At 70.4% G+C, this 13,563-nt stretch carries 13 protein-coding genes; 4 read left to right on the top strand and 9 right to left on the bottom strand.

Annotation, left to right across the window (positions count from 1 at the left end; all coding sequences use genetic code 11):
- Window positions 1-3: 3 nt before the first annotated feature.
- The 9 genes from HUS56_RS15855 to HUS56_RS15820 all read right to left on the bottom strand — a co-directional run bounded on the left by HUS56_RS15855 (window position 4) and on the right by HUS56_RS15820 (window position 5,593).
- Window positions 4-426: a type II toxin-antitoxin system VapC family toxin gene (locus HUS56_RS15855; RefSeq protein WP_173924360.1), complete on the bottom strand. Its 423-nt coding sequence runs from the start codon at window positions 424-426 to the stop codon at window positions 4-6.
- Complete coding sequence (locus HUS56_RS15850) at window positions 423-1,373, bottom strand: 5'-3' exonuclease (protein ID WP_173924359.1); 951 nt, start codon at window positions 1,371-1,373, stop codon at window positions 423-425. The genes HUS56_RS15855 and HUS56_RS15850 overlap by 4 nt, the downstream gene beginning before the upstream one ends.
- 153 nt (window positions 1,374-1,526) lie before the next feature.
- Window positions 1,527-1,859, bottom strand: a complete 333-nt coding sequence (locus HUS56_RS17190) for a hypothetical protein (protein WP_217424035.1) — start codon at window positions 1,857-1,859, stop codon at window positions 1,527-1,529.
- 185 nt (window positions 1,860-2,044) lie between these two features.
- Window positions 2,045-2,611 (bottom strand): GNAT family N-acetyltransferase, encoded by a 567-nt coding sequence (locus tag HUS56_RS15845; RefSeq protein ID WP_173924358.1) that lies wholly within the window; start codon window positions 2,609-2,611, stop codon window positions 2,045-2,047.
- Window positions 2,612-2,663: 52 nt separating this feature from the next.
- A complete protein-coding gene (locus HUS56_RS15840) occupies window positions 2,664-3,257 on the bottom strand; it encodes an energy-coupling factor transporter transmembrane protein EcfT (RefSeq protein WP_173924357.1) in 594 nt (197 codons plus the stop codon).
- A 13-nt stretch (window positions 3,258-3,270) separates the two neighbouring features.
- The gene (locus HUS56_RS15835; protein WP_173924356.1) at window positions 3,271-3,951 is read right to left on the bottom strand and encodes an energy-coupling factor ABC transporter ATP-binding protein; all 681 of its coding nucleotides are present in this window, start codon (window positions 3,949-3,951) and stop codon (window positions 3,271-3,273) included.
- Window positions 3,951-4,625 carry a biotin transporter BioY gene (locus HUS56_RS15830; RefSeq protein WP_173924355.1) on the bottom strand — a complete coding sequence of 225 codons (675 nt, stop codon included), beginning with the start codon at window positions 4,623-4,625 and terminating at the stop codon, window positions 3,951-3,953. Before HUS56_RS15830 ends, HUS56_RS15835 begins: the two co-directional genes overlap by 1 nt.
- Before the next feature lie 192 nt (window positions 4,626-4,817).
- On the bottom strand, window positions 4,818-5,246 hold the full coding sequence (locus tag HUS56_RS15825) for a hypothetical protein (protein ID WP_173924354.1): 429 nt from the start codon (window positions 5,244-5,246) through the stop codon (window positions 4,818-4,820).
- Window positions 5,247-5,404: 158 nt separating this feature from the next.
- Window positions 5,405-5,593, bottom strand: coding sequence for a hypothetical protein (locus tag HUS56_RS15820; protein ID WP_173924353.1), 189 nt, complete (start codon window positions 5,591-5,593; stop codon window positions 5,405-5,407).
- Window positions 5,594-5,750: 157 nt separating this feature from the next.
- Between HUS56_RS15820 and HUS56_RS15815 the strand changes: the two genes are divergently transcribed.
- The 4 genes from HUS56_RS15815 to HUS56_RS15800 all read left to right on the top strand — a co-directional run bounded on the left by HUS56_RS15815 (window position 5,751) and on the right by HUS56_RS15800 (window position 13,561).
- The gene (locus tag HUS56_RS15815; RefSeq protein WP_254431489.1) at window positions 5,751-6,356 is read left to right on the top strand and encodes a TetR/AcrR family transcriptional regulator; all 606 of its coding nucleotides are present in this window, start codon (window positions 5,751-5,753) and stop codon (window positions 6,354-6,356) included.
- A 7-nt stretch (window positions 6,357-6,363) separates the two neighbouring features.
- Complete coding sequence (locus HUS56_RS15810; protein ID WP_173924352.1) at window positions 6,364-9,252, top strand: MMPL family transporter; 2,889 nt, start codon at window positions 6,364-6,366, stop codon at window positions 9,250-9,252.
- On the top strand, window positions 9,249-11,204 hold the full coding sequence (locus tag HUS56_RS15805; protein WP_173924351.1) for a YhgE/Pip family protein: 1,956 nt from the start codon (window positions 9,249-9,251) through the stop codon (window positions 11,202-11,204). The genes HUS56_RS15810 and HUS56_RS15805 overlap by 4 nt, the downstream gene beginning before the upstream one ends.
- A gap of 107 nt (window positions 11,205-11,311) precedes the next feature.
- Window positions 11,312-13,561 (top strand): bifunctional alpha,alpha-trehalose-phosphate synthase (UDP-forming)/trehalose-phosphatase, encoded by a 2,250-nt coding sequence (locus HUS56_RS15800; RefSeq protein ID WP_173924350.1) that lies wholly within the window; start codon window positions 11,312-11,314, stop codon window positions 13,559-13,561.
- Window positions 13,562-13,563 lie beyond the last annotated feature (2 nt).

Here is a 13,563-nt window from a genome sequence, read left to right as displayed (position 1 = left end):
CGGTCAGCGGCCGGTGGATGGCCGCCCCGCGGCGAGCAGCTCATCGAGAGAGGCGACGGCGACCACACCCCTCGCCTTGCGGGTGAGCTCGTCATCGAGGGTGATCAGCGCGTCGCCCTGCAGCTTGGTGAGCGCAAGGTACTCAGCGTCGTAGGTCGACGCCCATTCATGCTCGTCGGCCAGCTTCCACGCCGTCCGTCGCTGCACTGAGTCGCCGAGGAGCCGCATCGGGATGCGCGCCACGCGGGCAAGGCGGTCTGTGGCGATCTCGGCCGGCAGCTCGCCGCGATGGACCATCTCGTGCAGCGTGCTGAGCACCTGGGATCGGATGAGCGTCGGCGCGAGCAATTCGTGCTCGCCGGGATCTTCGAAGCCCTCGGCGGCCAGCCGCAGCACGGCGCTGCAATCGACGACGTATCGGGTCATCCGCCGGCCTCGTTGCCCAGCGCCTGGAGCACCCGCTGCGCCGATCCGCCGAGGTTCCACTCGGCTGCGAGGCGCTGCACTTCGGCGACGGATGCCGCGTCGAGCGGCCTGATCTCACCATCGACGTCGCCCAGGTCGAGGTCGCGCACCACCTCCACCACGGTGGGCGCGACGGCGAGGTACTCGGCGGCAGTACGGATCTTCGCCCGCATCGTCGCCGAGAGCGGCGCAGCGGGGTCGTCGGCAGCGGCGATGAGCGAATCGAGGTCGCCGAACTGCTGCAGCAGGCTGGCCGCCGTCTTCTCGCCGATGCCGGCAACCCCCGGAAGGCCGTCGGAGGTGTCGCCGCGCAGCACGGCGAAGTCGGCGTACTGCGATGGCAGCACGCCGTACTTGCCGACGACCGAAACGTCGGTGAGCACCTCGAGCTTGCTCATGCCGCGCGCGGTGTAGATGACCCGCACGTCGCGGGAGTCATCGACGAGCTGGAAGAGGTCGCGGTCGCCGGTGACGACATCGACCGGCATCTGCGCCTGGGTCGCGAGGCTGCCGATCACGTCGTCGGCCTCGTGCTCGGCGGCGCCGACGACCGCGACGTCGAGGAGGGCGAGGATCTCACGGATGAGGGGGACCTGCACCTCGAGCGGGTCGGGCACGACCTCGACATCGGGAGCAGGGCCGGGGACCACCTCGGCGACGCGGTGCGCCTTGTAGCTCGGGATGAGGTCGACACGCCACTGCGGCCGCCAGTCATCGTCCCAACACGCCACCAGATGCGTGGGCTCGAAGTCGGTGACCAGACGCGCGATCATGTCGAGCAGCCCACGAACCGCATTCACGGGTGTGCCGTCGGCGCGCTTCAGCGAATCGGGCACACCGTAGAACGCACGGAAGTAGAGCGAGGCGGTATCGAGTAATAGCAACTTCTCGCGACGGGCGGTAGACATGATGGTCAGCCTACGGCTCGCATAGGGATGGCTGTCTTAACGAACTTGCGGAGTGGTGGCACGCTGGTCCATCTGGTCCATCTGGTCCATCTGGTCCATCTGGCCCGATGGTGGCGAGCGTATGGGCTTCGGCTCGACCGTCGCTCACGGGGCCTATCTCCCATTCGCCAAGTGCTTCGCGCGCTCCTCCGGTGTTTTCAGCAATTCGCCCGTTCTTGAGTCGAGTTGAGGAAGCTCCGGATACAGTCCGGCAGTAGTTGAATACCCGGCTCGCGACTCGCGGACCGCCTTGATCATCCCCGACAGGCTTACAACGATGACGGCGGCGAAGTTGACACCCATGACAACGAAGAGCAAGAAGAGCCACGCGGGGATGCTCTCAGCGGTGGCGCCCGAAAGGAAGTATCCGGCACCGAACGCACTCGCGATTACCACGAGTGACGTGGATAGAAACTTGAGCGGCCGTCCCCACTGCTCGGCAGACAAACCACTCAGAAGTCTTGGTGTCTCAGCGCCCATGGTTCACCGTGCACCGTGGGTCGGACGTAGTCGGCAACGCCACACCGAGCCGGGCGATCCGGCGGGTAGTTGGTGGCTCCAGTACAGCGAGGCGGTGTCGAGGAGCATCAGTCGGTCGGCCACAGGGCGATCCTTCCACGGACTGCCGACGATCAGCGATCGAACTCCTCGAGATCCTTCCGCGAGATCACGAGATCGCAGGCGGTCGCCAGCAGCGGGGCCAATTCGGGGTAGAGCTCGTCGAGTCGGGTCGTCCGCACGTGTCGGTAGCCGATGCGTGCGTACCAGTCGCGGAGGAACACCTTCGACGGATGGCTCCACGTGTTCGGCACGAGGAGTTCGAGTTGCATCTCGGTGCACCCCAGTTCGCGGGCCCGGCGCTCCGCGAAGGCGACGAGTTCGCGGCCGATCCCGACGCCTCGGAGCTGTGGATCGGCGGTGAGCATCCCGAACTCGGCGAGCCGATCGTCGAGCTGCTGCACACGCACGGTACCGACCACTCGGCCTCCCGACCGCGCCGTCACGAGTTCCCGGCGGCGGATCAGCTCGGCGATCTCCTGCGGGCCCGTGCGGCGCGCACCGGCGAACCAGAGGCCCGCTTCCGCATCGTCGTACACCAGGTTGACCAAGTCGGCGATCGCGGCGACGAGCTCCGCGTCGTCGGCGGACGCGACGGGCTCGACGCCGAGCTCGAGCGCGGTGACCGGCGAGGTGTTCACCGTCCCATTCTGACGGTCGCTCGCCTCGGGCCTGCCCACGCCCCAACGCCCGTCAGTCGTCGAAGCCGCGGGCGACGAGCGCCTCGCCCATCGCGTCGGCCGTCTGCAACGACCGCACCACGACGGGCACGGCCACCGCCCGAAGCGACCCTTCGGCGCCGCGCGCTCGCCGGGCGTCGAGCACGGCGCGCACGATCTCGGCCATGAGCGGCACGGCACGGATCGTCATGGCGAGCACGATGCCGACGCGCTCGGAATCGACCCGGCGTCCGAACGGCCGGAGGCCCGCGCGCACGGCGTCGAGGATCGCCGACACCCTCGTCGTGAGCGTCACGAGTGCCGCGAGCGCGACGCACACGGTGATTCGAAGTGACATGACGAGCGCCGACTCCCACCCCGAGAACAGCGCGTTCAGCGGTGCCGCGATGAGCAGGATCCACAGCACCGGCACGAGCTGGACCACGACGGCTCGCGGAGGAATCGCCGCCACCGCGAAGCCGAGCAGCGCGACCCCGAGAGCGATGAGCAGCATCCACCACTCGGGCAGCAGGGCCACCACGATGACGGATGGCGCGAGCCCGACGAGCTTCGCACCGGCACCGAGCCGGTGCAGCACCGACGAGCCCGGCCGGTACGCCCCGATCACCGCTCCGACCCGATCATCCGACGAGGCTCCGGTACACGCCGAGCGCCGAGTCGGGCCTGCTGTCGGCGACGATCCGGCCACTCTCGACGACGAGCACGCGGTCGAACGACTCGACCGCCTCGAGCCGATGCGTGACGAGCAGCAGCTGCTCGTCGAGCTCGGCGATATGCCGTTCGACGAGCTGCGTGTTGCGGGCGTCGAGCAGCGTGGTCGGCTCGTCGGCGACGATCACCGCGGGCTCCGCGACGAGCACGGCCGCCAGCGCGAGCAACTGCTTCTGCCCGCCCGAGAGTCGATGCGCGGGCCGGTCGGCGAGCTCGGTGAGTCCGAAGCGGTCGAGCGCGCGCTCGACGCGGGCTGCGGCATCCGCTGCATCGAGGCTGAGCCGGCGGAGGGAGAACGCAACGTCCTCGCGCACCGTGGGCATCACGATCTGGTTGTCGGGGTTCGTGAACACGAACCCCACGCGACGCCGCACTTCTCGCCCACGGCGAGCGACGTCGAGTCCGTCGACGAGGACGCGACCCGAGGTCGGCGTGACCAGCCCGTTCACGAGCCGTGCCAGGGTCGACTTGCCCGAGCCGTTCGCCCCGATCACGCCGATGCGGCGCTCGGTCAGGCGCAGCGAAACGTCGCTGAGCACGTCATCGCCGTCGTAGCGATGCGTGACGTGCTCGAAGACGATCTCGCTCATCAGGATTCGGTCGTCGTCGCCTCGGTCGACAGGGAAGCTGGGCGGTCGGCCGGCGAGGCGGCACGCTCCCGACGCCAGGGCCAGGACTTCTCGGCGATGAGGCCCGGCCAGGAGCGGTGCACCCCTGCGGCCACGAGCGCGGCGACGATGGCCTTGATCGCGTCGCCGATGAGGAAGGGCAGGCTGCCGGCCGCGATCGCCGCCCCCACGGGCATGCCGGTCACCGCGGCGAGCCACGGGATGCCCACGAGGTAGACCGCGAGGATGCCGCCGACCGAGGTCGCCACGAGCAGCGTCCAGAACCTCAGCCGCGGGGTGAGGCGCTCGGCGAGCCACCCGATGACGAAGGCGCCGAGGATGAACCCGAGCAGGTATCCGCCGGTGGGGCCGACGAGCACACCGAGGCCGCCCGCGCCGCTCGAGAGGATCGGCAGCCCTGCGAGCCCGAGCGCCACGTAGACGGTGACCGCGAGCGCGCCCTTGCGCGCCCCGAGGATCGCCCCGGCCAGCATGACGCCGAGCGTCTGCAGGGTGATCGGCACGCCGATGCCGATCGGGATGGCACCGGGCAGCGTGAGCGCCGCGATGAGTGCCGCGAAGACGGCGATCTGCGCGAGGTCGCGGGCGGAGCTGCGCGCTCTCGTGCGCGCGGCCGGAGTCTGGGCGACGGACATCGTTCCCCCTGGTCGTGGCGGTCGGAGCCGGGTGGCTGCCGGAATTCACGCTACGAAAGTCGGGGGGGCGGCCGCTCGGGGGGGGCGTACAAGAAACGCGCCTCGAATTTGGACGACGGGGGCCGCGGCGGGTCGGTTTCGAGACGGCTGCTGGGCGGCCTCCTCAACCCGCAGAGACCGCAGCGCCGGACGTCAGGCGGCGCGGGCCTCAAGCTCCGACGGCGATGCGATCGACGGAACCGCCGCGGCATCCGACTGGGCCTCGTCGACGACCACCGGCTCGGCCCAGACGACGAGCGGCGCGGGCTCCCAACTCAGGGCGAGCGGCTCGTTCTCGGCGGGTACGACGACCGCGACCGCGTCACGCTCGTCGAGCACACTGCGGGTGAGGTCGGCCGCGATCTGGTGGGTCAGCATCGCGTGGAAGATCTGGTCGGTGTCGTCGGGCGTGCGGCGCACGAGCGACCAGGTGCCAGTGGGTCCGATGAACTCCGAGAGCTTCGCGTTGAGCAGGTCGAAGAGGTGTTCGCCACGCAGATCTGCCGCGGTGGGGCGCGGCGACGGGGCGGCGTGGGCAGAGGCTTGCGCTGCGAGCCTTGCTCTGCGCCAGCGGCGGAACATCGGGTGCCCCTCTCGTGGTGTGCGGGCCGTGCGGTTCGGGACGCACGGACGGTCTCAATTCAGTTTCGGGCCTCGAGCTCTCGATCGGGCGTGACACGCCGCGCGCGCCAGCTTGCGCCGGCCGATCGATGCGCAAGGCCGACGGCGGTGAGAACCGCCTATTCGATCAGTTCTGCTCGCTTCGACTCATCGGCGACCGTGCCGATCGCGATCGCGAGACTCGCCGCCCACGCCACCCACATGAGCAGCAGGCGCCAGTCGCGCGGGCCGGCTGCGGTGGCCCGGATGACCCCCACCGCTCCGAAGAGAGAACTGAGCACGGCTCCGCTGAAGAGGTACTTGCGCATGCCGCCACGCTATCGGATCGGCGACCGCCCGCAGAGGGGTTGCGCGGGCGGGTCGAGGTGCAGGATGTCACGGCGGAGGCGCGACCGGGCTGGAAGTCGTCCGTGAATCTGACCGATCGTGCAGGACCTGACCGATCGGTCGAATACCGTCGTAGGCATGCCCACCGATGCCCCGATGCACACGCGCGTGCACGCCAGCGAGGAGTTGCGGCAGGTCGCCCTCGAACAGTTCGCCACCGTCGGCTTCGCCGCGAGCTCCCTGCAGCAGATCGCCGACCACGCCGGCTACTCGAAATCGAGCGTCTTGTACCACTACGCGTCGAAGGAGGCGCTGCTCGAGGCCGCGATCGAGCCGGCGATCGACGCCATGGAGTCGCTGGTCGCCGACTTCGTCGCGGGAGGTCGCTCGGTCGCAGGGCGCACCGTGTTCATCGAGCGCTTCGTCGACTTCCTCCTCGGTCACCGGCTCGCCGTGCACACCTTCGTGAACCAGGGGCAGTCCCTGCGCGGCATCCCGGTCATCGAGCGGGCCATCGTGGCCATCCGCGCGCTCGCCGATTCCATGTGCGAAGCCGATGCCCCGCTCGGGGAGCGACTTCGCTTCGGGATCGCGCTCGGCGGCGCCGTGTACACCCTCGTCGCCGACGCCACCTTCCTCGACGAGGAGCATCGCACCGTCGTCGACGCCGCTGACATCCGCGCCGCCCTGATCGCGGTGCTCTCCGAACTGCTCCTCCCGGCCGACGGCCGCACGACCCGTTAGGCCCGAGATGGCACTCTTCCTCCACCGCATCGGGCGGTTCGCGTTCCGGCGAGCCTGGTACGTCATCGCCGCGTGGGTGCTCGCGCTCGGCGCGCTCCTCGGCGCCGGGATCGGTCTCGGTGGCCAGCTCCAGGAGTCCTACGCCATCCCCGGCACCGAGTCCCAGGCCGCGATCGACCAGCTCGCGGCGGTGTTCCCGCAGACGGCGGGGGCGTCGGCGAAGGCGGTCGTCGAAGCGCCCGACGGGGCATCCGTCGAAACCGACTCCTCCCGCACGGCCATCACGGCCATGGAGCAGGAGCTCGAGAAGGCCGAGGGCGTCGCGAACGTACTCGGCCCGTTCGACGAGTACGCGGGCGACCAGGTCTCGGCCGATGGGCGCACCGCATACATCCAGGTGCAGTTCGACGGTCCCACGACGGAGGTCACGGCCGACTCACTCGACCAGGTGACCGCCACCGGCGAGATCGGCCGCGACGCCGGACTCGCGGTCGCGTTCGGGGGCGAGGTGTTCCAGGACACCACGTTCGGGCTCACGATCACCGAGGTCTTCGGCGTGCTCTTCGCCGGCGTCGTGCTGCTCATCACGTTCGGGTCGCTGCTCTCGGCCGGGATGCCGCTCATCACCGCACTCGTCGGGGTGGGCGCCACCTTCGGCGGCATCTCGCTGGTCGCAGCCTTCGCGCCGGTGTCGAGCACCGCGCCGATGCTCGCGGTCATGATCGGACTCGCCGTCGGCATCGACTACGCGCTGTTCATCCTGTCTCGGCATCGCACGCAGCTCGCCCGCGGGCAGGATCCCGCCGAGAGCGCCGCCGAGGCCGTGGCCACCGCGGGTGGAGCGGTCGTCTTCGCAGGGCTCACGGTGATCATCGCCCTGCTCGGACTGCTCGTCGTGGGCATCCCGTTCCTCAGCGTCATGGGCATCGCGGCGGCCTTCGCAGTGCTGGTCGCCGTCGTCGGGGCGGTGACGCTCCTGCCGGCGCTCCTCGGCGTGCTCCGCGCGCGGCTCACCCCGAAACCGGGCAGCCGTGCGCACCGCCGTGCCAACGCCGACGACGACGCCGGCCCGCGCACCATGGGCCGCAGGTGGGTCGACCTCGTGCTCAAGGCTCCGGTCGTGTTCGTCGTGCTCGTGGTGGGCCTGCTCGGCGCGGCCGCGATCCCGGCCGCCAGCCTCGACCTGAACCTGCCGAGCGGCAAGTCCGAGCCCGCCGGGTCGACCCAGCGCGAGGCCTACGAGATGATCGAGAACGGCTTCGGCCCCGGCTACAACGGACCGCTCATCGTCACGGTCGACATCACGCAGACGACCGACATCTTCGAAGACCTCGACGCCATCGGCGCCCGCATCGCCGAACTCGACGACGTCGCGTTCGTCGGCGAGGGCCTGCCGAACCAGACCGTCGACACCGCGATCATCCAGGTCATCCCCGAGAGCGCGCCCGACTCGCCCGAGACGAAGGACGTGGTCGAACGCATCCGGAGCCTCGGGCCGTCGATCGCAGAGGACTTCGGCACCCCGATCGCGGTGACGGGCTATACGGCCGTGACCATCGACATCTCGAACCGGCTGAACGACGCGCTCGTGCCGTTCGCGCTCATCGTGGTCGGCCTCTCGATCCTCCTGCTGCTCGTCGTGTTCCGCTCGATCTTCGTGCCGGTGAAGGCGGCACTGGGCTTCCTGCTCTCGGCGTTCGCGGCGATCGGCGCCACCGTCGCGATCTTCCAGTGGGGCTGGTTCGCCGACCTGCTGCACATCCAGCCGGGCCCGATCCTGAGCTTCCTCCCGATCCTGCTCCTGGCGGTGCTGTTCGGCCTCGCCATGGACTACGAGGTGTTCCTCGTGTCGGGCATGCGCGAGGAGTTCGTCAAGACCGGCGAGGCGCGCAAGTCGATCGTGCACGGCTTCCAGCACGCCGCCCGCGTCGTGACCGCCGCCGCGCTCATCATGTTCTTCGTCTTCTTCGCGTTCGTGCCCGAGGGGTCGGGGGTCATCAAGGGCATCGCGTTCGCGCTCGCGGTCGGGGTCGCCTTCGATGCGTTCCTCGTGCGGATGACGCTCGTGCCCGCGGCGATGGCGCTCGCCGGACGTGCCGCGTGGTGGCTGCCGGGGTGGCTCGAGAAGCGCCTGCCCGACGTCGACATCGAGGGCGAGGGACTCCGCGGTCACCTGGCCCAGGAGCAGTGGGCCGCCGAAAGCCCGGCTGCGGTGAACGTCGAAGCGGCGCGTTTCGGCCTCGCCGAGCGCCCGATCGGGCCGCTCAGCGTCGAGGTCCCGTTCGGGGGCGTGCTCGCCGTCCGGGGCGAGCCCGTCGACCGCAGGGTCGTGGCGGCGACGCTGGCCGGTCGGCTCGCCCCCGTCTCGGGGCGGGTCGCGGTGCTCGGCGTACCCCTGCCGTCGGGGAGCGGCACCGTCATGCGCGGCGTCGCGATCGCCGAGATCACGAGGGATGCCGCGACCGGCGGCACCGTCGGCGAACTCATCGCCAGGCGGGTCGACGCGACGAGGCCGTGGTACCGCGTCACTCCGCCGAACTCGCTCGTGCGCACCTGGGTCGAGCGCGCGGCGGACGCGGCAGGCACCGGCGCAGACGGGGCGCGCATCACCGCCGACACCCCGCTCTCGTCGCTCGGCCTCGAGGCCCGTGTTCTCGCTGCGGTCGCCGGTGCGTTGGCCGAGCGCCCTCGCGCGGTGGTGCTCGACCTCGACGACGATCCGGGCTCGTCGAGCGTCGATCTGTGGCGGGCCCTGGCCGCCCTGGTTCCGGGGCACGTGACGATCATCGTCGGGCTGGGCGAGTCGGCCGTCAAGCCCGACGCCTCACCCGAACTCGCCGCGCGCGGCATCCGCACCCTCGAAACCCTCTCGCCCCTGAAGGAGGCCCACCGATGAGCACCAAGCTCTCCCGGCTCTTCGGTTCCACCCCCGCCGAGCGCCGCGTGCGCTACGGCGCACTCGTGGCCGCGGTCATCGCCGTGCCGCTCGCCGTGGCGGGACTCGTCTCGGGCGCCTTCGCGGGCGCCACCGACAATGTCGAGGCGATTCCGGCCGTCGTCGTGAACAACGACGAGATGGTCACGATGGCCCTGCCCGACGGCACCGAGCAGCCCGTGCTCGCCGGCCGGCTTCTCGTCACCGAGCTCACCGACCCCGACACGGCCGGATTCGACTGGACCATCTCGAACGACGAGGAGGCGGCGAAGCTCCTCGAGGCGGGCGAGGCCTACGCCGTGCTCACGATTCCGTCGGACTTCTCGGCCTCGGTCAGCTCGATCTCGGGCGACTCGCCGACGAAGGCCAACCTCGACATCCGCACCGACGACGCACACGGGTACCTCGCGGGATCAGTGGCGCAATCCGTCGGCGACGCCATGACCGCCTCGCTGGGCCGCGAACTGACCGCGCAGTACCTCGAGGGCTTCTACGACAACCTCGCGAAGCTCGGCGGCTCGCTCGGCGACGCCGCCGACGGAGCGACGCAGGTCTCGTCGGGCGTCGGCTCGCTCGCCGGCGGTCTCGGTGAACTGTCGAGCGGTGTCGCGTCGGCCGCGTCCGGGGCGACGGATGCCGCGAGTGGCGCATCGGCGTACGCCGACGGCGTGGCCCAGTACACCTCCGGCGTGGATGGCATCGCGGGCGGTCTCGCCGAGCTCGACGCCGGCGCGGCCGGCCTCGACGGGCTCTCGGACGGCTGGGACCAGTACGTCGGAGGCATCAGCGCCGGCGTCTCCACCATCGAGACGCAGGTGGGCCCCATCGCCGACCGTCTCGACGGGTTCATCGCCGAGAATCCCGATCTCGTTGCACAGTACCCGCAGATCGCCGAGGCGGCGGGCGCGATCGCCGGAGTGCGCGGACAGCTCGGCGCACTGGTCACGGGCGGGCAGACGCTCGCGGCGGCCACCCGCTCGGGCATCGACGGCGTGCAGTCGGGCATCTCGGGGCTCGCGGGCGGCGCTGCGGAGCTCTCGGCGGGCTCGGCCGGCATTCGCGACGGCGGGTACGGGATCGCGTCGGGCGTGGGCGAGCTCGCCGGCGGGCTCGATGCGCTGTCGACGGGAGCCGCGGATGCCGCGAGCGGCGCCACGCAACTCGCGGGCGGCGCGGACGCACTCGCCGACGGGCTCACCGCCGGTGCGGAACGGGCGTCGGTGCTCCCCGACATCGATGCCGCCACGACCGCCGATGTCGTCGCCGAACCCGTCACCTCGACCACCGCCCGAAACAACGAGATCGGATCGATCGGGGAGGTGATCGGAATGCTCTTCGTACCCATCGGGCTCTGGCTCGGTGCGATGGCGATGTTCCTCGTGTTCCGGCCGTTCGACCGCGACGCCCTGCGCAGCACCGCCTCGACCGGCGGCCTCGTCGTGCGCTCACTCGGCCGAGCCGGCCTGCTCGCGCTCGCGCAGGCCGTCGCCGTGGTGCTGCTCCTGCACGGCGCGCTCGGCGTGGCATGGACGCTCATCCCGCAGCCCTTCGCGTTCGCCGCGCTGCTCGCGCTCGCGTTCACGGCGATCCACGCGTTCCTCACGGTCGCCTTCGGGCGCGCCGGCCTGCTCGTGTCGCTCGTGCTCGTGGCACTGCAGCTCGCGGCATCCGGTGGCCTCTATCCCGTCGAGGTGCTGAGCGGCCCCTTCCAGGCGATCAGCCCGCTCCTGCCGCTCACCTGGGCGGTGCAGGGCATGCAGCTCATCGTGTCGGGCGCCGGCGGCGCAGCCGCTGCGACGGCGGCGGGCGTGGTGGCGCTGTTCGGCCTCGTCGGCGTCGTCGGCACGCTGATCGCCGTGGGCCGACGGCGCGGCATCCGCTCGATCGGATTCGCCTCCACCGCCCTCGGCTGAGCTGCTCGGCGACGCTATGCCACGCTCGTGGCGATGGCGCAAGGCGCCAGGCGCGGGGAGGGCGGACTGTTAGCCTGATCTGATCGCCAGGAGGGACATCCGCCACTATGACTGCGCCTGAACCTATCCGCGACGACGAGCTCTACGTCGACCATGTCTACGACATGATCGTCGTCTCGAATCGTCTTCCCGTCGACTACGAGAGCGGGTCCGACGGGCAGACGCAATGGAAGAGCTCGCCCGGCGGACTGGTCACGGCACTCGAGCCGGTCATGCGGGCGGCCGACGGCGCGTGGATCGGTTGGGCCGGCGTCGCCGACCGCGAGTTCGACCCGTTCGAGCACGACGGCATCTCGATCATCCCGGTTCCGCTCTCGGAGTCCGAGCTCGAGGAGTACTACGAGGGGTTCTCGAACGACACCCTCTGGCCGCTCTACCACGACGTGATCGCCCCGCCGTCGTTCCACCGCGAATGGTGGGAGGCGTACGTGCGGGTGAACCGCCGCTTCGCTGAGGCGGCCGCTCGCGCGGCATCCGACGGCGCGGTCGTCTGGGTGCACGACTACCAACTGCAGCTCGTGCCTCGAATGCTCCGCGAGAAGCGACCCGACCTCGTGATCGGGTTCTTCAACCACATCCCCTTCCCGGCGTACGGCATCTACTCCCAGCTGCCCTGGCGGCGTCAGGTGCTCGACGGCCTGCTCGGCGCCGACGTGATCGGCTTCCAGCGAGCCGCAGACGCCGGCAACTTCTCGCGGGCGGTACGGCGGCTGTTCGGCCACCCGACGCGGGGCACGGTCATCGAGGTGCCCGGCGACCGCGAGGAGTCGAGGCGCGTGGTCGCGCGGCATTTCCCGATCTCGATCGATGCAGCGGGGTTCGAGGAGATCGCACGGCGGCCCGAGGTGCAGCAGCGTGCACGCGAGATTCGCGAGAGCCTCGGCAATCCCGAGACGATCATGCTCGGCGTCGACCGGCTCGACTACACGAAGGGCATCCGGCACCGGATCAAGGCGTTCGGCGAGCTACTGCACGAGGGGCGGCTCGACGTGGAGAGCACGATCCTGGTGCAGGTGGCGAGCCCGTCGAGGGAGCGTGTCGAGACCTACCGGCAGCTCCGCGACGAGATCGAGCTCGCGGTGGGCCGGATCAACGGCGACTACTCGACGCTCGAGCACCAGGCGATCGCCTACCTGCACCACGGGTACCCCCGCGAGGAGATGGTGGCGCTCTACCTGGCCGCCGACGTCATGCTCGTCACCGCCCTGCGCGACGGCATGAACCTCGTCGCCAAGGAGTACGTCGCGAGCCGGTTCGACGACGACGGCGTGCTGCTGCTCAGCGAGTTCACCGGAGCTTCCGATGAGCTCAGGCAGGCGGTGCTCGTGAACCCCCATGACATCGAGGGCCTGAAGGACGCGTTCGTCGAAGCGGTGCGGATGCCGAAGCGGGAACGGTCCCGTCGTATGCGCGCCCTCCGCAAGCGGGTGCGCGACAACGACGTCGCCAAGTGGTCTGCGACGTTCCTCGAGACGCTCACGGGCGCCGGCATCATCCGGCCCGGGGTACCCGAGTCGCTGCTCAGCGCTCTCAACCGCATCGCCGAGACCGAACGGCTGCTCGTCGCGCTCGACTTCGACGGCACGCTGGCACCCCTCGTCGACCGTCCCGAGGACGCGCGGGCGACGATCAGGGCCCGCGGGGCGATCGAACGGCTGGCCAGCTCCGAAGACACCCGTGTCGCGATCGTGTCGGGCCGAGCGCTCGACAGCCTCAACGAGGTCGCCAGCCCGCCCGACGGAACACTGCTCAGCGGATCGCACGGCGTGGAGCTGCAGCTCGACGCCGGCGTCGCCACCATCGACCTCCGCGACGCCGAGCTCGCCAAGCTCGAGCGGTTGTCCTCGATCCTCGACGACGTCGCGGCGACCGCCGACGGGGCATGGATCGAAGAGAAGCCCGCCGGACGTGCGCTCCACACGCGCAAGCTGAACGCCGAGGCGGGTACCGCCCTCCAGAAGGTGGCGCGCGACAAGGTCGCCGGAGAGCTCGTCGGCATCACGGTCCGCACCGGCAAGGCGGTGCTCGAGTTCGCCGTTCGATCGAGCGACAAGGGCGAGTCCCTCACGCGCCTCCGGCAGCACGTCGGCGCCACCGCGACGATCTACGTCGGCGATGACGTGACCGACGAGGATGCGTTCGCCGCGCTCGACGCCGAGGACATCGGCGTCAAGGTGGGTCAGGGCAAGTCCATCGCGACCTTCCGCGTGCGCAGCCCCGAGGACGTCGCCGAGATGCTCGAACTGCTGGCCGATGCCCGCGACGCCGCGCGGGGAGCCCCCTCGCGCTGGCCATAGAC

This window comes from Agromyces sp. Marseille-P2726, from assembly GCF_902809835.1.
Lineage (GTDB): Bacteria > Actinomycetota > Actinomycetes > Actinomycetales > Microbacteriaceae > Agromyces.
Note: the sequence above shows the minus strand (reverse complement) of the source record. Positions and strands in the feature narration are given on the sequence as shown.